General features: G+C 59.9%; 20 protein-coding genes. 6 read left to right on the top strand and 14 right to left on the bottom strand.

The annotated features are described in order from the left end of the window. Positions 1–23 precede the first annotated feature (23 nt). The 5 genes from ED655_RS02870 to ED655_RS02850 all read right to left on the bottom strand — a co-directional run bounded on the left by ED655_RS02870 (position 24) and on the right by ED655_RS02850 (position 5,942). Positions 24–1,466, bottom strand: a complete 1,443-nt coding sequence (locus tag ED655_RS02870; RefSeq protein ID WP_240993460.1) for a mannose-1-phosphate guanylyltransferase/mannose-6-phosphate isomerase — start codon at positions 1,464–1,466, stop codon at positions 24–26. A gap of 123 nt (positions 1,467–1,589) precedes the next feature. Beyond that, positions 1,590–3,056, bottom strand: a complete 1,467-nt coding sequence (locus ED655_RS02865; protein ID WP_122048976.1) for a phosphomannomutase — start codon at positions 3,054–3,056, stop codon at positions 1,590–1,592. A 62-nt stretch (positions 3,057–3,118) separates the two neighbouring features. Further along, positions 3,119–3,622 carry a hypothetical protein gene (locus tag ED655_RS02860; RefSeq protein ID WP_240993459.1) on the bottom strand — a complete coding sequence of 168 codons (504 nt, stop codon included), beginning with the start codon at positions 3,620–3,622 and terminating at the stop codon, positions 3,119–3,121. Next, positions 3,619–4,518 (bottom strand): SDR family oxidoreductase, encoded by a 900-nt coding sequence (locus tag ED655_RS02855; protein WP_122048890.1) that lies wholly within the window; start codon positions 4,516–4,518, stop codon positions 3,619–3,621. Before ED655_RS02855 ends, ED655_RS02860 begins: the two co-directional genes overlap by 4 nt. A 2-nt stretch (positions 4,519–4,520) precedes the next feature. Beyond that, positions 4,521–5,942 carry a hypothetical protein gene (locus tag ED655_RS02850; RefSeq protein ID WP_162993359.1) on the bottom strand — a complete coding sequence of 474 codons (1,422 nt, stop codon included), beginning with the start codon at positions 5,940–5,942 and terminating at the stop codon, positions 4,521–4,523. Between the two features lie 234 nt (positions 5,943–6,176). Between ED655_RS02850 and rplM the strand changes: the two genes are divergently transcribed. Further along, positions 6,177–6,653 carry a 50S ribosomal protein L13 gene (gene rplM / locus ED655_RS02845; protein ID WP_023977905.1) on the top strand — a complete coding sequence of 159 codons (477 nt, stop codon included), beginning with the start codon at positions 6,177–6,179 and terminating at the stop codon, positions 6,651–6,653. Between the two features lie 5 nt (positions 6,654–6,658). Beyond that, on the top strand, positions 6,659–7,144 hold the full coding sequence (gene rpsI, locus ED655_RS02840) for a 30S ribosomal protein S9 (RefSeq protein WP_023977906.1): 486 nt from the start codon (positions 6,659–6,661) through the stop codon (positions 7,142–7,144). A 394-nt stretch (positions 7,145–7,538) separates the two neighbouring features. Here the strand turns inward: rpsI and ED655_RS02835 are convergent, their stop codons facing one another. After that, positions 7,539–7,730, bottom strand: coding sequence for a DUF2256 domain-containing protein (locus tag ED655_RS02835; protein WP_122048888.1), 192 nt, complete (start codon positions 7,728–7,730; stop codon positions 7,539–7,541). Between the two features lie 175 nt (positions 7,731–7,905). Here ED655_RS02835 and ED655_RS02830 point away from each other — a divergent pair, with 175 nt between their 5' ends. Next, positions 7,906–8,715, top strand: a complete 810-nt coding sequence (locus ED655_RS02830) for an alpha/beta fold hydrolase (protein WP_122048974.1) — start codon at positions 7,906–7,908, stop codon at positions 8,713–8,715. Continuing rightward, positions 8,712–9,593, top strand: coding sequence for a sugar phosphate isomerase/epimerase family protein (locus tag ED655_RS02825; protein WP_122048887.1), 882 nt, complete (start codon positions 8,712–8,714; stop codon positions 9,591–9,593). The genes ED655_RS02830 and ED655_RS02825 overlap by 4 nt, the downstream gene beginning before the upstream one ends. A gap of 6 nt (positions 9,594–9,599) precedes the next feature. Here ED655_RS02825 and arsH read toward each other — a convergent pair whose 3' ends face one another. The 3 genes from arsH to ED655_RS02810 form a co-directional block, all read right to left on the bottom strand. Further along, positions 9,600–10,292, bottom strand: coding sequence for an arsenical resistance protein ArsH (gene arsH / locus ED655_RS02820; protein ID WP_122048886.1), 693 nt, complete (start codon positions 10,290–10,292; stop codon positions 9,600–9,602). Between the two features lie 38 nt (positions 10,293–10,330). Beyond that, on the bottom strand, positions 10,331–10,684 hold the full coding sequence (locus ED655_RS02815; RefSeq protein WP_122048885.1) for an ArsR/SmtB family transcription factor: 354 nt from the start codon (positions 10,682–10,684) through the stop codon (positions 10,331–10,333). A 116-nt stretch (positions 10,685–10,800) separates the two neighbouring features. After that, positions 10,801–11,661 (bottom strand): glucose 1-dehydrogenase, encoded by an 861-nt coding sequence (locus ED655_RS02810; RefSeq protein WP_122048884.1) that lies wholly within the window; start codon positions 11,659–11,661, stop codon positions 10,801–10,803. Between the two features lie 575 nt (positions 11,662–12,236). On the opposite strand from ED655_RS02810, the gene ED655_RS02805 reads away from it, so the two are divergent. Beyond that, positions 12,237–12,560 (top strand): hypothetical protein, encoded by a 324-nt coding sequence (locus ED655_RS02805; protein WP_162993358.1) that lies wholly within the window; start codon positions 12,237–12,239, stop codon positions 12,558–12,560. A 54-nt stretch (positions 12,561–12,614) separates the two neighbouring features. On the opposite strand, the gene ED655_RS02800 is transcribed toward ED655_RS02805, so the two are convergent. From ED655_RS02800 to panB, 4 genes are all read right to left on the bottom strand, one after another. Further along, on the bottom strand, positions 12,615–13,844 hold the full coding sequence (locus ED655_RS02800) for a PepSY-associated TM helix domain-containing protein (protein WP_122048882.1): 1,230 nt from the start codon (positions 13,842–13,844) through the stop codon (positions 12,615–12,617). A 611-nt stretch (positions 13,845–14,455) separates the two neighbouring features. Continuing rightward, positions 14,456–15,184, bottom strand: coding sequence for an SDR family oxidoreductase (locus ED655_RS02795; protein WP_023977913.1), 729 nt, complete (start codon positions 15,182–15,184; stop codon positions 14,456–14,458). A 110-nt stretch (positions 15,185–15,294) separates the two neighbouring features. Then, positions 15,295–16,140, bottom strand: a complete 846-nt coding sequence (panC, locus tag ED655_RS02790; protein ID WP_122048881.1) for a pantoate--beta-alanine ligase — start codon at positions 16,138–16,140, stop codon at positions 15,295–15,297. Then, complete coding sequence (gene panB, locus ED655_RS02785; RefSeq protein WP_122048880.1) at positions 16,137–16,955, bottom strand: 3-methyl-2-oxobutanoate hydroxymethyltransferase; 819 nt, start codon at positions 16,953–16,955, stop codon at positions 16,137–16,139. Before panB ends, panC begins: the two co-directional genes overlap by 4 nt. A gap of 228 nt (positions 16,956–17,183) precedes the next feature. Between panB and ED655_RS02780 the strand changes: the two genes are divergently transcribed. Continuing rightward, positions 17,184–18,281, top strand: a complete 1,098-nt coding sequence (locus tag ED655_RS02780) for a branched-chain amino acid aminotransferase (protein ID WP_122048973.1) — start codon at positions 17,184–17,186, stop codon at positions 18,279–18,281. Positions 18,282–18,422: 141 nt separating this feature from the next. On the opposite strand, the gene ED655_RS15685 is transcribed toward ED655_RS02780, so the two are convergent. Next, the gene (locus ED655_RS15685; RefSeq protein WP_062163822.1) at positions 18,423–18,734 is read right to left on the bottom strand and encodes a hypothetical protein; all 312 of its coding nucleotides are present in this window, start codon (positions 18,732–18,734) and stop codon (positions 18,423–18,425) included. Positions 18,735–18,817 lie beyond the last annotated feature (83 nt).

The following is an 18,817-nucleotide window of genomic DNA, read 5'->3' as shown; positions in this document are numbered from 1 at the left end:
GCATGCCAGGCTGGTTTTGCGGATCAGGCGCGCGCGTACACATCCTCAAGACGAACGATATCGTCCTCACCCAGATAAGGCCCGGACTGCACTTCGATCAGTGTCAGCGGGATCCGGCCCGGATTGGCGAGACGATGGGTGCATCCAAGTGGCAGATAGATGCTCTCGTTTTCCCTCACCATAATCTCATCGCTGTCGCGTGTGACGACGGCTGTACCGGCAACCACCACCCAGTGTTCGGCACGATGAAAGTGCTTTTGCAGGGAGAGGGTATGACCGGGATCGACATGGATCCGCTTCACCTGAAAACGGTCGCCCTGGATCAGACTTTCATAAAAGCCCCAGGGGCGGTACATCCGGTTATGCGACAGGGCTTCGGCACGGCCTGCCTCGCTCAGACGGGCGACCATTTTCTTGACATCCTGCGCCCGGTCCCGATGCGACACCATTACGGCGTCTTCTGTCACGACCACAACAAGATCATCCAGCCCCATAACCGTTGTCACCGGCCCATCCGAGCGGACGTAGCAATTGCGTGTGCCGTCCAGGAACACATCGCCTGATGTCACATTGCCATCGTCGTCCTTGGGGCTGATTTCCCACAGGGCATCCCAGCTGCCGATATCAGACCAGCCAAAACGTGCCGGCACGACGGCGGCATGAGAGGTGCGTTCAGCGACCGCGTAATCGATGGAGATATCGGGCGAGCGGTTGAATGCTTCAGAGTCGAGGCGTTCGAAGTCGAGATCGGATTTACGGCCTGCGACAGCCTCTTCGACATGGGCGTAGATATCAGGTTCGAAGGTGCTGATTTCGCGCAGAAGGATATCGGCACGTGCAACGAACATGCCTGAGTTCCATGAATAGCGCTGATCCTGAACGAGCCGTGTCGCTGTTGCCAGATCGGGTTTTTCCATGAAACGCGCGACACTGAAGGCGCCCGATACGTCTGCCAGGGCATCACCGCGTTCGATATAGCCATAGCCGGTTTCGGGTTTGGTCGGTTCGACGCCAAATATCGTGACATAGCCCTTTTCTGCGGTCTCTGCGGCGATGGCCAGTGTCGAGAATAGGGCGTCCATATCTGTGATGGCGGCATCCGCGGCCATGACCCAGAGAATGGCGTCTGGCGTGTGCTCGGCAACGAGAAAAGCTGCCGCCGCAATGGCCGGGGCCGAATTTCGCGTCGAGGGCTCGAGCACGATCCTGGCGTTATCAATGCCAATCGCCCGCAACTGTTCGGCGATGATGAAGCGATGTGACTCGTTGCACACCACAATAGGCGCTTCCAGCCCGGCAGCCACGCCGCGCAGGGCAGTTTCCTGCAGCAGGGTCTTGTCTGTAAGGAGCGGCCAGAACTGTTTGGGGAAGCTGCTGCGGGACACCGGCCAGAGGCGACTCCCCGAGCCACCGGAGAGGATAACAGGAACAATGCGATGAGGGGTCGTCAGAGATGAAGAAGGCAAGACTCGATCCAGTTTAAATTGCTCCGGAGACTGAGCTACGGCGGGCCCGCCCGGGCGACATTCTGATGCACGATTTCCAGAGCTTTGCGGGCTGTCTGTTGCACCGACCCTAATCCCTAATGGTCAATCGCGCCAAGAGGTGGCAAGCGTGAGAGCGGTTGCGAGAAGAAGATGGGCCTGTGTCTGGGTGGCTGCCTCGGCATAGAGCCGTAGTTCAGGCGCATTGCCCGAGGGACGGAAATGCACGACATCCTGCGACACGAAGGTCAGGCGTAGGCCATCCGTTTCATCGATATGAGCGATGTCACCACAAAGAGCCGCGAAGGCGGGCAGATGCCGTTGGGTGGCCAGTGAGTCGCGCAGGGCCGCGATGGCCTCAAGGCTGCGATCGGTTGCCAGTGGTGTGATCCGGTCGCTCAACGTGTAGCGCTGAGGCAACGTCGCGACCAGAGCCGCAAGATCATCCCCGTGGTCGCGCGCAGCCATGAGGGCGCAGAGCATCGGGAGAATCGCATCACGTGTTGGCAGAGCGGCAAACGCACTGCCGGGAGCTATGGCCGTAGGGCGCATGACCGGTGTGGCAAGGAGGAACCCTCCATTGGCCTCATAGCCCACCGACGGCGCCAGCCCCGATTGCGCGGCTTGGGTCATGGCAGCAACCACATAGGGTGAGCCAATGCGTGTGCGGTAAATCGCGTGAGCAAACCCGGCTTTTTCAAGGGCGGTATTGCTGTTGATGGGGGTGGCGACGGCTTGTGCCCCGAGATAACGGGCGGCGAGAATGCCGAGGATATCGCCACGAAGCCACTGACCCTGTCGATCCGCAATGAGGGGTCGGTCGGAATCGCCGTCTGTCGTCAAAAGGGCATCGTAAGCCCCTGTCGCTGCCCAGGTGCTGGCCAGAGCCACGTCCTCGGGGCGAACCGCTTCGGTGTCGACCGGCATGAATGTCTCTGACCGGGCCAGCGGCGTCACCCTGGCGCCAAGTGCTTCGCACACACTGACCAGGCAATCTCTCCCCACCGCGGAATGCTGATAAACGCCAAGGCGAAGGCCCCGCAGCGCATCGGCCCCGAAAAAATAGCGATATCGGGTGATATAAGGCGTCAGAACATCAATGGGATCCGGTAACGCGAAACCCTGGACGAGGGCACCATGATCGTCGAAAAGTCCGGCAGGGAGCGCAACGATTTGCTCCCGCATGCCGGGCTCGTCTTCTTTCAGAAATTCCCCTCGTGCCCGGTTGAATTTTATACCGTTGCGATCAGCGGGAATATGGCTGCCTGTCACCATCAAGGACGGTATGCCGCGTGTATAGGCATGAAGGCAGAGAGCAGGGGTTGGCACATAGCCGCAAAAGACCGGCACACCGCCTGCATGCTCAATGGCGGCCGCGCATGCGGAAAGGATGCGCGGCGTGCTGGGACGCAGATCGCCCGCCAGAGCAACATGGCAGCCGGGCATAAACTCGCCCAGTGTGCCGAGATGCTGCAGATATCCGAGCACATAGGCAAAACACACGTCATCGCGCATGGCCGAGACAAGGCCACGTGCACCGCTCGTGCCGAAACCGACGCCCGAGCGGGTCATCCAGGTGCCGATTGTGAAGGCGTCAGCCATGGGCGTGCTACTCCTGTCGTTAGGGTGTGGTTCTAGACGCGCCCATAGCCGAAGCTATTGCGCGCGCGGGGTGCCAGACGGCAGCATTTCCATCCCCCTTCGCCCATATCCGGTGTGTTCTGGTCGGTCGCAGGGGTAAGGTAGCCATTGGGCAACAGCACGTAGTGTGAGATGTGCAGCTCTGGCCCCTTGAGGAAGACATTGCGCCAGATCTTGCCGTCCACCGTATATTCCCTGAGCGTCCATGTGCCATCAAGCGTATCAGCCCGGTTGAACATCATGTCTTCTGCCCAGAATGACTGGCGATGCAGACGATAGCGGCCCGATGTCGCGGTTGGGGCGCCATCCAGAACCAGCTCGATCGAGATATTGCCCTGCGGCGTGGGGAGGGGGTTGAATCCGTACCAGTCACCGAAAACCGGCCCTGTCGGGTCGGTGCAGCCCGCCAGTGTGGTGCATGACACCATCGCCAGCATCAGGCAGCCTAGGCGGGACAGGCTTTTCAGGGCGCGGGGTTGGGGCATTGAGCGGGTCATGGGCGCATTCCAGAGGAGAGGGGGGCCTGTTCGGAGGCCGGGGAGAAGAGACGGGACAGCCCGACCTCGAGCGGAACTGGCGTCATTCCCAGCCGGTCCTGCATGGGCTGGACGGGAAAAGCCTTGTCCTCGAGCAGGCGTCGTATCTCGGCGCGCCCTATAGTGGGAAAGCCGGGCAGCTTCGCCGCGAGGGGGGCAAGGGCCTCGAGCAAGGGGCCGGGCAGGGGCAGAAAGAGCCGACGCCCCAGACCGGCCGCCTTGAGGATCGCCTCGATGAATTGTCGGTAGGTGACGGCCTTGGGGCCGGCAATGACGAGCGATTCAGGGCCGGCCAGCCTGCCGGTTTCGGCCAGTTCCAGCGCGGCAAGAACCGCGCGTGTCACGTCATCCTGATAGATAGGCTGCACCAGAGAGCGCCCGCCATTGGGCAACGGAATAACGGGCAGGCGCTTCAGCAGGCTGGCCAGGCGCTGCACATTGTCCTCACCCTGCGCACCATAGATCATGGTCGGATGCAGGATCATGCCTTTGCGCCCTGAGGCCAGCAGGGCAGATTCCCCAGCCAGTACCCCATTGCCATGCGCGTCCGGCCAGCGCGTAAATTTTCGTGTGCTGCCAAGGGCAATCAGGCTGGCAGTGGCCGGTGCGGCGGCAAGAATGGCAGGAATGAAGCGGGCATGGGCAGTCGAGACGATCCGCACAGCCCCGTCAAGAGCCTTGGCAAGGGCGGAGGCGTCGTTCAGATCGGCCATGCGCGCCGTACGGCGTTGGGCGCTTTCGAGTTTTTCCGGGGACCGTACGACGGCAATCACCGTGTCGCCCTGCGCGGCAAGCGCCCGGGCGATGGCGGAGCCGGAGCGACCACTGGCCCCGATCAGATGGATGGGTGATGCCATGTTCAGTGCAGCGTCGTGGAAAGGACGGGCGGTGATGACCAGGCCCGTGCCATGGCAGGATCCTGCGATAGCGGCTTGATCATTCTGATCATGCTGGAATTATCGAGGGGTACTGGCGGTCGGAAGGAGAGCGTCAGGCTTTTCCCTGTAGGGGACTGCACGAATTCGGGGACCGCACTCAGCCCCGGGACCTTCTGTACGACGAAGGCCAGTGACATGAGGAGCGTCGGTTTGAGATCCTCAAGGGTCATGTTGCGCTGGGCGGCGATGCGCGTCAGGAGCGCATCGAGATTGCCCCCCTCATCCGTGTAGGTCAGATCGGTCGAGACCAGGGCGGGCAGATGCTCCGCATCGTAATTCTCGAGATTGTTCATGGCGAGCCGGGCATTGACCGTGAAGGATTTCGGGGTGGTGGCCGTCAGATCGATCATTCCCGCACGCGTGGTCGTGTTGAAGGACATGGTCTGGTTGACCGTGTTGATGTGGATGACCGGGGGCAGGACAAGGGAGAGGGGAGACGCAGGGCTGATCTTGAGAGAGGAATTACGCGTCTCTCCCCGTGTTTCGATCGTCTCGCCTTCTCTCCCGCGGCGCATGTCGCTGGTCTCCGATGTCAGTTGCAGGTTGAGGAATGAGAAGGACAGACCCTTGGTTTCGGTTCTTGCAGGGGTTTCCAGCGCATCGGACAAAAGCGCGACGTGAGCCGGCAGGGTGCCACCCCTGAATTGCTCCGCCCAACCGACATAACGGGCGTAGCGTATGCCGCTCTCATGCATGTCGGTAATATCGAGGCTGACAGGTGCGGTTGCCTGGTGAGTGCTACGGGACAACAGGCCAGCCACCAGGCTGTCTTTTGCGCAAAGCACATGACCTTCATGAAGGCTTCCGGCATTGCCATCATCATGTCCGTAATTATCGAGAGAGGCGTAGCCCATCGTGAGCGTGCAACCGCTCGATGCGGTCAGGGCGATGTCATGGATCTGACCATGACGAAAATGAATCTGCGAGGCCGGCGGCAGGGTGACGATATCGCGTTTCTCGCGGCTGAAGGGCGGTAGCAGGAGCTTCTTGAGCGTCACTTCGCCAATGGTACCGCTCACAGGCCCCTGAACCGTCACATGATCAGCATGGATCTGTGAAAAGCTAAGCCCCGTTGCAAGATAACCGGTGGGGTTGTTGATGGTGAGATGTCTTGCCGCGAGGACAATATCACCGCGGATGAAGCGGGCATTCTCGAAACCGGCACCGCGTGCGAGAAAGCGCGGATAGGCCTGATCATATTCGAAACGTGAGTCGGGCGGCAGGTTGGCACGCAGGCTGGCAAGGGCGCGTTGCAACTCAGCCTTGGATTCGTGGCGTACCCCGATAGCACCCAGACCGATGACAACAAGGCACAGGCCTGCGGCAAGCAAGGGTCTTTTCACGTCAGATCATCCTCTTGAAACGGCCTCAATCGACTGGCTGCATGTTAGTCCGGCTTTGCAACAGGGACAATCTCAGGCATTTTTCATGCGGTATCATGATACCGTTATGCGAAAAATGGCGGAAAACGGCCATTTTCGGTGTGGTAGCCAGAGTCGAAAAAGCTTGACCTGCGAGTGGGCGCGCCTCATAAGGCGCCCCCAATACCAACACATGTTGCTGGATCAGTCAGAATCATGAAGACCACACTTTCGTTGAAGCCTGCAGAGGTGACGAAAGGCTGGACCCTGATCGACGCCGAAGGGCTCGTTCTTGGCCGCCTCGCCACCATCATCGCGACCCGCCTGCGCGGCAAGCACAAGCCCCAGTACACCCCGCATGTCGATTGCGGCGACAACATCGTCGTGATCAACGCCGAGAAGATCGTCCTGACCGGCAACAAGGTGGGCCAGAAGCTGTTCCACTACCACACGGGTCATCCCGGTGGCATCAAGGAGCGCACCATCACGCAGCGTCTCGAGGGCAAGAACCCCGGCAGCGTGATCGAGAAGGCAGTCGAGCGTATGATCACGCGCGGCCCGCTGCAGCGCGCCCAGATGAAGCATCTGTATGTCTATGCCGGTGACAAGCACCCGCATGAAGGCCAGCAGCCGGTCAAGCTGGATGTTGCGTCCATGAACCGCAAGAACACCCTCAATGTGATCGAGGCCTGAGAGATATGTCTGAAACTCAAGAGCGCACAGGTACGCTTCAGGACCTCGCCGGTATCGCTCCTGCCACGCAGGCTGCTCCGGTTCACGAAGTCAAGCGCGATGCACAGGGCCGTTCCTATGCAACGGGTCGTCGTAAGGACGCCACGGCACGCGTATGGGTCAAGCCGGGCAAGGGTGACATCATCGTCAATGGCCGTCCGGTCACGACGTATTTCGCCCGTCCGGTTCTGCGCATGCTGATCACGCAGCCCTTCCTGCTGACGGATCGCTACAACCAGTTCGACGTGTATTGCACGGTCAAGGGCGGCGGTCTGTCCGGCCAGGCTGGTGCAGTGCGTCACGGCATCTCGCGCGCCCTGACCCATTATGACCCCGCTCTGCGTGGCATTCTGAAGGTTGCAGGCTTCCTGACCCGCGACAGCCGCGTCGTCGAGCGTAAGAAGTACGGTCGCGCCAAGGCTCGTCGTTCGTTCCAGTTCTCGAAGCGCTGATACTTCGGGGCTTCGGCCCCGCAGGGATCGATCCGCTTATGCGGGATGTTTCGGAAAAACCCGCTCTCGCAAGAGGGCGGGTTTTTTTGTGTCAAAAGACCAGTCAGCGCCGACACGGCACAAAGGTCCCATACAGGTTGGCTCGGCCACACTGCGGGGCAAAGGGGAGCAGTAATCCCCCCGGACAGCGCTGGAAGATGAGGCCGCCGCGCACGATATGCGTTCGGATCCTGTTTTCACCCGCATACCTCTCGCATTGGCACTACCCGTCACAAGTCGATGCCTTCGGATGGATGAACCTGGCTTTCTGGATGTTTGGGTATCCAGCCCTAGGATCTGACACCCCTGTCGACGAGAAACAGCGAGTCGGTTGCACTGACGTCCAGGAATGGCATCACTCAGGGCGTATGTCAGGTGACCCGTTGCCGTCATTGCGACGGCAGCGTTCCGAACAATAACGCACCTGATCCCAGTCACGAGCCCATTTCTTGCGCCAAGAGAAAGGACGGTGGCACATGGGGCATATTTTCTCAGGCAGATCTGCCTTGTCTGGCCGGGGAGGAATGCGCCCCTTTCCACGGGCCATGACGTTTTTCCTTCGATGAGCGATCCATCAGAACGCGTGGGAACGTGCAGGTTTTCGTGCTGTTGCGTGACGATCGTTTCATGAAACCTGATCCCGTCTCCAGACGCTTGCCCAGCCATGTGAGTTCGAAGCAATGGCGGTATTCTGTATGCCGCCTCATCCGGAGAAACGGCCTTTGCCCAAAATTACTGCCAGTGACGGAACGACCCTTCATTATGAGGAACAGGGCAGCGGGCGCCCGCTGATCATGATTCATGGCTGGACATTTTCGGGTCGGTTCTTTCATCGCAATATTCCGGCACTGGCTGAAAAAGCCCGTGTCATCACACTCGACCTGCGCGGGCATGGCGAGTCTGGCAAGCCGGACCACTCCTACCGTATCCCCCGCCTCGCAGCGGATCTGCGCGACCTGATCGCGCAGCTTGAGCTTGATGATGTAACGGTTCTGGGCTGGTCCATAGGCTGCCCGATCATCTGGTCGTATCTCGAGCTATTCGGCAAGGCGCATCTTCGTAACGCCATTTTTGTGCAGCAAACGCCGCGTCAGTATTTCTCCGCTGAATGGAAATACGGTCATGCCGCCTGTTACGATCAGGCCGGACTGGCTGAAACGATCCAGAAACTGACCCTGACGCCAGAGGCGTTTGACCAGCAAAATCTTGCGGATTGTCTGGCCACCAGCTTGTCGCATGACGAGCGCACCATGCTCCTGGCTGAAATGGCCAAAAGCCCTGCTCATGCGCGCGCCGCAATGATGGCGGACCACACAGTGCATGACTGGCGCGACCTTTTGCCCCATATCGATCTGCCTGCGCTGATGATGGTCGCCCGCAAGGATGCCGTACTCGTGCCCGAAGGCCCTGCCTGGGTGGCGGAGAACATGCCGAATTGTGACGTGCTCCATTTCGAGAACAGCTCTCATATGCTCTTCATTGATGAAACAGAGAAATTCAATCAGGCCGTGCTGGAGTTTCTCGACCGATGAGCCCTTTCCCTTTCGCCTTCGGCATGAATCAATTCACCACCCAGCCGTGGTCATTCGAACAGGATGTCGAGACTTATGCGCGCCTTGGCGTTCAAGCGATCGAGATCTGCGAAGCCAAGCTCGATGCGGATAACGCCCCCCGACAAATGGAAATGGCGAAGGCAGCCGGGCTTGCCATCAGTGCTGTGCAACCGGCGATACGCACGTTTTTCGGCAGTCAGATGGCACCTGAGCCGCAGGCGACACAGGCGCGTGTGGCGGCCTTTGCGGAGAGTCTGAAGCGCCTCGCACCCTATGCCGAGGGTGCGTCATTTGTCATGAATACCGGCGCACCACCCAAAGGCGATATGCAACGCTGCCTGGACGAGACGCAAAAACATCTGCGCACCCTCGCTCCGCTCGCGGCCGATCTGGGAGTCAAACTCGCCATCGAGCCACTCAACCCCGTCTCGATCAATGTCGAGACGGCCATCTGGACCATTGATCAGGCGTTGGACGTTATAGAGGCCGTTGGGCATCCCTCATGTGGGCTCTGCCTGGATTACTGGAACATCTGGCAACAGCCCGATTGTGCCGGAGCAATCAGACGGGCAGGCACGGCAATCCTGGTTGTGCAGGCCAGTGACTGGCGCACGCCCCGTTCCGGTATGGACCGTCTCATTCCCGGTCAGGGGGCCATTCCGATTGGGGCGCTGATGCAGGCAACCTATGACGCCGGCTATCGCGGTGCCTGCACGGTCGAAATCTTCTCTTCCGACGTTGAAGACAGTCTGTACGACCGTGATCTGGCCTCCGTCATCGGGCAGAGTCACGAAGGGTTGCTTGCTGCCTGGGAGAAGAGCCAAGGCTGTGACGGGTCGCCCCGCCGGATGGAGTGAAGCCCATTACAGGCTGCGCGGTAGTTCGAAGGCGGCCTTGCGTTCACTATAGCGGTCAACGAGATAATCGGCACGGTCGCGGGTCAGCAGGGTGAACTTGACGAGTTCATCCATGACATCAACCAGCCGGTCATGGAATGACGAGGGGATCATCCGGTCATTCTCGTCGAACTGTTTATAGGCCATGGGAACGCTGGATTGATTGGGTATGGTGATCATACGCATCCAGCGGCCCAGAATGCGTAGGGCATTGACTGTGTTGAAGCTCTGCGAACCGCCGCAAACCTGCATGACAGCGAGTGTTCGTCCCTGTGTCGGGCGTATGGAACCGGCTTCGAGCGGGAGCCAGTCAATCTGGTTCTTGAAAACAGCCGTCAATGTGCCGTGGCGTTCGGGGCTGCACCAGACCTGACCTTCCGACCACAGGGAAAGGCGGCGCAATTCCTGTACCTTGGGATGGTCATCCGTCACGGAATCGACCATGGGGAGCTCTGCCGGATCGAAAATCCGCGTTTCCGCCCCGAGCGCTTCCAGGATACGAGAGGCCTCGATCACAAGTAAACGGCTGAACGAGCGCTGGCGCAGCGAACCGTAAAGCAGCAGGATGCGCGGCCGGTGCGTGGTGCCGCTACGAGGCTCAAGCCTGTCCTGGTCGACAGGATGGAGATGACGGGGATCGTAGAGCGGTGCATCCGGCATGGGAAGAGATCCTGTGCGGTGGCAATCGGGGGAGGGGTTTAGCCTTTTGGCTTCGCGCCCATCGTGCAGAGATGCAGCCCGGATAATACTGGAGAAGCGAGATCAGGGTGGCCCGTGCAGCATTCCGACAGCAGAAACGACATCAGCTCTGCAAGCTGCCCCACGGCTGCCCGGTAGATGACCGCACGGCTTTGTCGCTCTGATGTGAGGAGCTCCGCACGCTGCAAAATGGCCAGATGGGTTGATATCGTGTTTTGCGGTTGCTCAAGCTGGGTCGCAATTTCGCCGACACGCAGGCCGTCCGGCTCGTGACGCACGAGCAGACGTATGATCTTAAGGCGCGTGGCCTGCGACAGCGCAGCGAAAGCTGCGAGGGCTTCTGACGTTTCCATATATCTGGATTAATTGATATAAAACGCCAGCACAACACGGGAAGGGTTATCGACCAATCAAGCCCGCGTGTGTGAGGGCATGGCGCGACCAAGGCACCGTGCCCTCGGGAGAAAAATCAGCCGTTGATGATCGTCCCGCCATTCACATGCAGCGTCTGGCCTGTCACGAAGGATGAGTCAGCACTGGCCAGATAGACATAGGCTGGCCCAAGCTCAGCCGGGTCGCCGCATCGGTCCATCGGCACGGAGTTGGCCAGCCCGGAGACTTCCTGCGGGTCGACAGGTCCCCAGCTTGCCGGCTGCAGTGGTGTCCAGACCGGTCCTGGCGCGACCGCATTGACCCTTATGCCCTTGGAAACGAGTTCGAGTGCCAGGGCGCGGGTGAAACCCATCTCAGCGGCCTTCGTCGTGGAATAGGCCAGCAATCCTGCACTACCGCGATAGGCATTGATGGACGAGGTATTGATGATGGCGCTGCCTTCGCCCAGATGGGCAAGGGCCGCGCGCGTCAGATAGAAATAGCCGTTGATGTTGGTGTCCATATGACGCTGCCATTCATCATCAGTGATGGTGGCACTGTCCTGGTTGACCACCTGCCAGCCAGCATTGTTCACGAGAATATCCAGTTTGCCGAATTGCTCGATCGTCTGTTTCACAGCGTCATTGCAGAAGGCGCTGGAGCGTATGTCACCGGCGATGGCAAGCGCCTTGGTCCCTTCTTTCTCGATCAGGCTGACGGTCTCCTGCGCGTCTTCATGTTCCTCAAGGTAAAGGATGACGACATTGGCCCCTTCGCGGGCGAAATGCAGCGCGGCAGCACGGCCGATGCCGCTGTCAGCCCCGCTGATCAGCGCTGTCTTGCCCGAAAGCTTGCCACTGCCACGATAACCCTCGCGGATATGGATGGCGAGGGGGCGCATGTCGCGCTCTATACCGGGCTGATGGGATTGAGATTGGGGAGGGATCTGCTCTGGCATGGTCTGGCTCCTTGATGTCGAACGACCGTCGTTCTGTTTTCACGGGTCCGTGATGAAATTCCGAACCCCCCTCCGTTGTTCCTTGAAAAACGGGGCGCTCAATCGTTTGTGAACGTATCTCTGTGCTGGATCGATCACGCTTCCTGTCGGGCTTTCTCCATGGTCAATCCAGAGAACCCCGGTTTCAGGCCTGATGACACGTCAGACCGGCGATCATCAGATTATTCCGTCTTCATTCATCACAGCGCAGGCATCATTCATTCATGACCGGCTTACGGACAGACCTTTCGCCTCTATTTGTCGTTCAAAGCTTGCCGCCGGGGTATGGCCCATACGGATTTTAACGAGTAGAGAGTTCGCTTTGTGTTACATCTTCACGAACGAGCGGTTGAGCACCCGCATGATCGTCAGGATGTGTGTACCGGATACTGAAAGCCGTTCCGTATGCACTGTGTCGCGTGGCTTCAATCTGTTCAGGGAGCCTGGTCCTGACTTGTTCCGATGATCCTGGTCTTCATCTGGTAGATGAAAGAGGACGACGCATCAGAGTTGCCCGAAGGAACGGTAGAGTATGGGTGTTCATGGTGCCGGCTCAGGTTGCGGCCGTACGGCTGGTATCCCGACTCTGTCAGCCTGCCTGGGCTAAAGAAAGTGAAACCGGGCCGTCGCGCGGTGTCCTTGTTGGCACGATCACCTTTTTCGATTCCAACCGGACGACCCGGATCACTCATCATCTCGATAGCCTGGATCAGGCAGGATGGTGCGAAATGCCCTCTGCGGCGGTACGCTGGACTTCGGGGAACGCCCTTCTGTCACTGGGTGAACAGGAAAGCCTGAATCCCGGGGTGCTCTCGATAGAAATATTGTCAGATGAAACCTATGATGCCGACGAAGCGTGATGTGGATGATGCGCCTGCATCGCACATCAAACAGGTTTCCTGAGCGAAGGGCGGTTACCTGAGGACACGTTTCTGACGAACATCCTGCGCCGCAGATTGGGCTCGGGCGCGTCGTTTGCCGGACCAGATGAGAACGCCCGTCATGGCCAGAATGGCCGTCACGATGCCACTCAGACAGACGAGGATACGTCCCGGCAGACCTGCGATCCGTCCGCTATGAAAAGGATCCTGTATTTGCAGGATCATGTCACCAAGCCGGCCATGGGGGGGCATCGAGGCCAGTTTTGTTGCACCGCTTTGCAGGTCTACCGTGACAAGCGGACTGCCGAACCCGGCGGGAAAGCGATCCGTCTCGCTGAAGAGGTAGAACATCACGGTATCAGGGGCATGTGTCAGCATCAGGGCTGCCGGCCTGGCCTGCCATCCATGCGTCGTCACCCAGTCATGAGCGCGGCTTTCAGCCTGTTCGATAGTGAGTATCCGAGGACCGCCGGGCAGGGGTATTTCGGGTTGGGGTGGGGCGAGAGGAAAGATCGTGCGGACCACGGGTTGAAAGATCTGAGGGCCGAGAGCCAGCGCCACCCCACTGATCGCCATGCCAAGGAATAGTAGCCATAACCATAATCCCGCAGCGCGATGCAGGTCGAAAAGCAGTCGCAGGGCGTTGCGTGGCGCTGCGATCATCCAGGATTTTCGCCAGCCGTGCCAGAAGCGCCGTCGCCAGGGTGCAATGGCGGGTGGCAGGGTGAGAAGCAGCCCGTTGAGGCAATCGAGGCTCCAGATCAAGGCTGCAAGGCCCACGATCCATAGGCCGGTCTGGCCGATAGCCAATGAATAATGCAGCCTGTAGATGAAGGGCAAAAGAGCGCGGCGCCCAAGGCAACATCCTTCGCTGAGACGCCCACCCAGTTCATGACCGTCGGAAGGATCGATAAAGATTTCGTCCCAGACAGGTTTGCCCGGAGCGTCTTCGCGCGGTGAGAGATAGGCGTGGATCGTCTCGAAGCGGGCAGGACGGTAATCGAGCAGGATGAGGGACTGGCCGGGATGTCGCGTCTCGATTGCCTTGATCAGGCTGGATGGGGGCAGATGATTGTCGAGGTGCCGGGTGGTGAACAGATCTGGGTTGAGCAAGCCGTCCAGTTCGACACGAAACACGCTTACGCTCCCAGTAAGCCCCAGCACAACAAGGAGAGGCGCGAGGGCAAGCCCTAGATAACGATGCAGAACCAGCAGCGTGGCGCGGGTGGGACGTAATGGCCAAAGAAAACGGTCTAGGTTCATATCCTGCCCGTTTGTGGGAGTGGCGCATGGCCGACAGGGGCTGGCACGCTGGGAATGGGGTCGTGTCAGTCACAAATGCTTGATCTCATTACTCGCTAGCGACCGCGCAAGTAATAGTCAATCGCAATATGGGGTGCCCTGAAACTTTGCGTGGCTATGAGGTGCAGGCGTCAGCGCAAAGGTTCATGGCGCGGGGGAAGCTGGCACAATCTGTCCGAATGACTGCGCAGGGGCTGCTATCAAGGTCAGACCGGACCGGGAGCATGAGGCCGTCGTCCGACAATCATGGCGGATATTACGTCGCGGGAACGCAGTGCAGAAAGCGGTCTTGCGGTTATGGGGAAATGCCTGAAGGCTCCTTCGGAGGGGAAGGGCGCGTCGCTCGGGGGCAGAAGCCGCAATCGACAGGGCTGATTGGTGCGACAGAGATCAATGCCACAGAGAGATCAGGCGAGCACAGGGTGAGCGATTGTCCTGTGGGGCCATGCGTGCCGCACTAGCGGGGTTATCTGTAAAACAAAACCCCGCCTCATGGGCGGGGTCATGCTCTTGTCCAATAGAGTCTCGCAGGCGCTCGGGCTTGGCGAGCCCGGACGCCCTTGATCTCTAAATCAGACGTCAAAGCCGTTCGGCAGCAGGACCAGGTCACGAACGACCGTGCCCTTGCGGCGCGTCAGCATGAAGATCAGTGCTTCGGCCACGTCGGAAGGCTGCATCATGCCGCCGCCTTCGAGAGCAGCCTTGCGGCGCTCGGGATCCCAGTCATTGATCAGCGGCGTGACAACCGGGCCGGGCTGGATCGCGCCGACGCGAACGCCATGCGGTGCCAGCTGGCGACGGCAGGTATGGGTGAAAGCCTGCACGGCATATTTGGAGCCGGTATAGATCGGCTCAGCCACGATCGGCACCACGCCTGCCACCGAGCTGGTGATGATGATATCGCCGCTGCCCTGCTTGATCATGGGCACCATGGCAACGCGCGCCGAGTGGAATGCCGCATTGATGTTGAGGTTCAGCATACGGTCCCACACATCCGGGTCGCCTTCCCAGGCGTTGCCACCGACATAGGAGCCAGCATTGGCGAACATGATGTCCAGACGGCCCTGCTCGGCCAGTACGGTATCGACAGCCTGCTGGATGCTGGCATGACGGAAGAGGTCGACCTCGACGCCGTGCAGCTTTTCACCGAGCTCTTCGCGGGCCTTTTCCATGGCCGCCTTGTCGCGGTCGAGGACATAGACGATAGCGCCAGCCTTGATGAGATGACGAACGCATTCCAGACCGATGCCGGAAGCACCACCCGTAACGGCGGCGACCTTGTCCTGTAGCGGAAGCGACATGCTTGCATACCTTCTTGTGCATCGGTGCCTTCCGGCAGGAGGGCACCGGAGGCCCGACATTCGGGTCGCGCCTCAATATGCGGGTATCATGGCACGGCCCCGCCGCAGAACTAAATAACGATATTGTCAATAAGGCGCACAGAATCGAGAGCGGCGGCTACCAGTAATCGGAGCGATCCCCGGTCATATTTTGTTGCGAATACATCATTGATGGAAGTCAGGCTCTCGGCCTCGCAGCAGGCGAGATAATCAACCGGCTGAAAACCGGACCGGGCAAGCCTCGCTCTGGCCTGAGCCAGTGCCTCGGTGACAGGGGTGCCTGCTCGCAGTTGCGCGGCAGTTTCCTGCAACGTGGCATGCAGTTCGGGTGCGATGGCACGCGCTTGCGGGGAGAGCCGACGGTTGCGCGAGGACATTGCCAAACCATCGGCTTCACGCAGGGTCGGGCACGCCACAATGTCGATCGGTATATTCAGATCCTGAACGAAGCGGCGGATGATCTGAAGCTGCTGCCAGTCCTTTTCACCAAAAAAAGCGATATCCGCCTGCGTAATGCCGAAGAGCTTGGTCACCACGGTCGCCATGCCATCGAAATGGCCCGGCCTGTGGGCGCCCTCCAGCGTTTCCGTCATGGTCATGACCTGCACACGGCTGTTGAACCCCGCCGGATACATGGTGTCGACCGAGGGGATGAAAATCGCATCCGCATCGCCCAGAAGGGCGATATCGGCCTCTTCCGTACGGGGATAGGTCGCGAGATCCGTCGGGTTGTTGAATTGCGTCGGGTTGACGAAAATCGAGACGATGACCCGGGCGGCCTGCTCGCGCGCCTGTTTGACGAGGCTTAGATGGCCTTCGTGCAAGGCGCCCATCGTGGGAACGAGCCCTGTCGTTTCTTCAGCTTCTTTCCAGCGCCGGATGGTCTGGCGCAGTGTCGCGATATCGCGAATGATCATGAGCGCTCTCCAAAGCTGTGCTCGGGCCCCGGAAAGGCGCGTGCTCGAACGTCCTGCGCATAGGCGGCAAGAGCCTGTTCGGCCTGCTCGGCAAGATGGGCATAACGCTTGACGAATTTCGGTTTGAAATCGGCAAAAAGCCCGAGCATGTCGTCGATGACGAGGATCTGGCCGTCACATTCAGGCCCGGCGCCAATACCGATCGTCGGGATCGTCAGAGCCTGCGTGATGGATTCACCGAGCATGCGGGGCAGTTTTTCGAGCACGACGGCAAAAGCGCCCGCCTCCTGCACAGCCTTGGCATCGTCCATCACGCGCTGTGCATCCTCATCGCGGCCCTGAACCTTGTAGCCGCCCAGAGCATGTACGGCCTGCGGGGTAAGTCCTACATGGCCCATGACCGGAATGCCGCGCGCCACCAGAAAGGCAATCGTCTCCTTCATATGCACGCCGCCTTCGAGCTTGACCGCGCTCGCGCCGGTCTGGGCCAGCAGGCGCGACGCGTTGCGAAAGGCCTGGGCCGGGCTTTCCTCATAGGAGCCGAAGGGCATGTCCACCACGCACAGGGCACGTGTGATGCCGCGCATGACGGCCTGCCCGTGCAGGATCATCATCTCCATGGTGACACCCAGCGTGGAGGGCAGGCCATGCAGGACCATACCGACGCTGTCGCCCACCAGAACGATATCGCAGGCCGCATCGGCAAGGCGTGCTACCGGTGTCGTATAGGCGGTAAGGCACACAAGGGGCGCGCCACCTTTTTGCGCTTTCACGGCCTGGGGGGTGAGGGTCCGGATGGGGGTCGATGCGCTCATGATACGCCCTTCTGCTCATCAGCCTCTGTCACAGGCCTGTCTATGGTCCGTTTGCCTGATCGGTTTAGTGAATTTCCGCCAGCATGGCCCTGCACCTTGCCGGGTGGCAGGAAAGGCTCACGAAAGCGTCAGGCGAGGGGCTGTTCTTCTCTCTCCCTATCAAAGGGTGTCAAGATGCAGCGAACGGGATAGAGTGCGCTGACTGTTGACACGAAAATGGATCAGACCATGGTTTCCGAGAGCGCAGCCCTGCATTTCACCATCGAGCCCACCAGCAATCCGACTCCTGCGGATCACCGTGCGGATCTTATTGCCAATCCCGCTTTCGGACGTGTCTTCACCGACCATATGGCCATTGTGAAATACACCGAGGGCCGCGGCTGGCACGATGCGCGCATCACCGCGCGCAAGCCGCTCACCCTCGATCCGGCGGCTTCGGTTCTGCATTATGCGCAGGAAATTTTCGAGGGCATGAAGGCCTACCGCACCGAAGGGGGGGGTATTGCGACGTTCCGTCCCGAGGAGAATGCCAGGCGCTTCCGGGCTTCGGCAGAGCGTATGGCCATGGCCGATCTGCCGCAGGAAATTTTCATGCAGGCCGTCGATGAGCTCGTGAAGATCGATCAGGACTGGGTGCCGACCGGCGAGGGCAAGAGCCTCTATCTGCGGCCTTTCATGATCGCGACGGAAGTGTTCCTTGGCGTCAAGCCTGCATCCGAATATCTGTTCATCGTCATTGCCTGTCCTGTGGGCGCCTATTTCGGTTCCGGCTGCGTGTCCGTGTGGGTGTCGGAAGACTACACGCGTGCCGCACCGGGTGGCACGGGGGCTGCCAAGTGTGGTGGCAATTACGCAGCAAGCCTTGTGGCCCAGCGCGATTCCAAAACGCATGGCTGCGATCAGGTGCTGTTCCTCGATAGCCGCGAGCAGCGTTTTGTCGAGGAGATGGGGGGCATGAATGTCATGTTCCTGCGTGATGACAACACGCTGGTCACGCCTCCACTGACGGGCACCATCCTGCCAGGCATTACGCGCGATGCCATCCTGCAGCTTGCGAAGGATCGCGGTCTGAAAATCGAGCAGACCCCGCTCGAGATCGACGAGATTTTCGCCGGTGCCGCTTCTGGCCGCTACAAGGAGGCCTTTGCCTGCGGAACGGCTGCCGTCATCAGCCCGATCGGCGCCCTGCGTCGCACGGGTGGCGAGGCTGTCTTTGGCGACGGCAAGACGCCGGGTGAGGTCTCGCTGGCGATCAAGAAAGCCTTGACCGACATCCAGGCTGGCAAGACCAATGATGCGCATGGCTGGATCCACGCCATCACCTGAACCATTTCCAGGGTCGCCCAGAGGCCCTGTCAAGGTAGGGCCCTGTCATGACAGGGCCCACCAATGGCGCATTTTATGCGGTCAGGGCCGGTCAGGATGATACCCGACCGGCCCTGTCCCGTTCTGACCTGCGTTACGTGATCAGTAGTTTTCGTCCATGGCCTCCGGGGGCGGGGCATGACGCTCGGGTTCGATAGTACGGCTCATGGCCGCAACTTCCTCGTCTTTCGAGGCTGGCTGCGGGCTGAAGCCGGGATGCTCGCTGCGTCGTTCAAGCAGGACGCTCTCAAGCGCTGACGGATCAGCGGCTTCTGCCTGACGGAAAAGCTGCTCCGCTTTTTCCTGTTCGCCTTCCTCCTCGGCGCGCAGGGCGGCCTCTGCAAGGGCGCGGGCGCTGTGATGCTTGTTGTCTTCCCCATCGAATACGGGGGTGTCGAACTGGTCGTTGGCCATGATGCGTCTCCTTCTCGCAGGATAGAACAGCGGGCGAAGGGGCCGGTTCGTTTTTCTGGACCTGTCCGCTCCCATACTCTAAG

This window comes from Asaia bogorensis, assembly GCF_900465345.1.
Lineage (GTDB): Bacteria > Pseudomonadota > Alphaproteobacteria > Acetobacterales > Acetobacteraceae > Asaia > Asaia bogorensis_A.
The sequence above is the reverse complement of the archived record's forward strand: the minus strand, read 5'-3'. Positions and strand labels throughout refer to the sequence as shown.

Coding starts and splice junctions, on each gene's coding strand:
- ED655_RS02800 (WP_122048882.1), bottom strand. CDS start 13,844: ATGAACCTAGACCGTTTTCTTTGGCCATTACGTCCCACCCGCGCCACG.
- ED655_RS02825 (WP_122048887.1), top strand. CDS start 8,712: ATGAGCCCTTTCCCTTTCGCCTTCGGCATGAATCAATTCACCACCCAG.
- ED655_RS02860 (WP_240993459.1), bottom strand. CDS start 3,622: ATGACCCGCTCAATGCCCCAACCCCGCGCCCTGAAAAGCCTGTCCCGC.
- panC (WP_122048881.1), bottom strand. CDS start 16,140: ATGATCATTCGCGATATCGCGACACTGCGCCAGACCATCCGGCGCTGG.
- ED655_RS02795 (WP_023977913.1), bottom strand. CDS start 15,184: ATGTCGCTTCCGCTACAGGACAAGGTCGCCGCCGTTACGGGTGGTGCT.
- ED655_RS02780 (WP_122048973.1), top strand. CDS start 17,184: ATGGTTTCCGAGAGCGCAGCCCTGCATTTCACCATCGAGCCCACCAGC.
- ED655_RS02865 (WP_122048976.1), bottom strand. CDS start 3,056: ATGACCCGCTCGGGCGTCGGTTTCGGCACGAGCGGTGCACGTGGCCTT.
- ED655_RS02855 (WP_122048890.1), bottom strand. CDS start 4,518: ATGGCATCACCCATCCATCTGATCGGGGCCAGTGGTCGCTCCGGCTCC.
- panB (WP_122048880.1), bottom strand. CDS start 16,955: ATGAGCGCATCGACCCCCATCCGGACCCTCACCCCCCAGGCCGTGAAA.
- rplM (WP_023977905.1), top strand. CDS start 6,177: ATGAAGACCACACTTTCGTTGAAGCCTGCAGAGGTGACGAAAGGCTGG.
- ED655_RS15685 (WP_062163822.1), bottom strand. CDS start 18,734: ATGGCCAACGACCAGTTCGACACCCCCGTATTCGATGGGGAAGACAAC.
- ED655_RS02810 (WP_122048884.1), bottom strand. CDS start 11,661: ATGCCAGAGCAGATCCCTCCCCAATCTCAATCCCATCAGCCCGGTATA.
- rpsI (WP_023977906.1), top strand. CDS start 6,659: ATGTCTGAAACTCAAGAGCGCACAGGTACGCTTCAGGACCTCGCCGGT.
- arsH (WP_122048886.1), bottom strand. CDS start 10,292: ATGCCGGATGCACCGCTCTACGATCCCCGTCATCTCCATCCTGTCGAC.
- ED655_RS02815 (WP_122048885.1), bottom strand. CDS start 10,684: ATGGAAACGTCAGAAGCCCTCGCAGCTTTCGCTGCGCTGTCGCAGGCC.
- ED655_RS02835 (WP_122048888.1), bottom strand. CDS start 7,730: ATGGCCCGTGGAAAGGGGCGCATTCCTCCCCGGCCAGACAAGGCAGAT.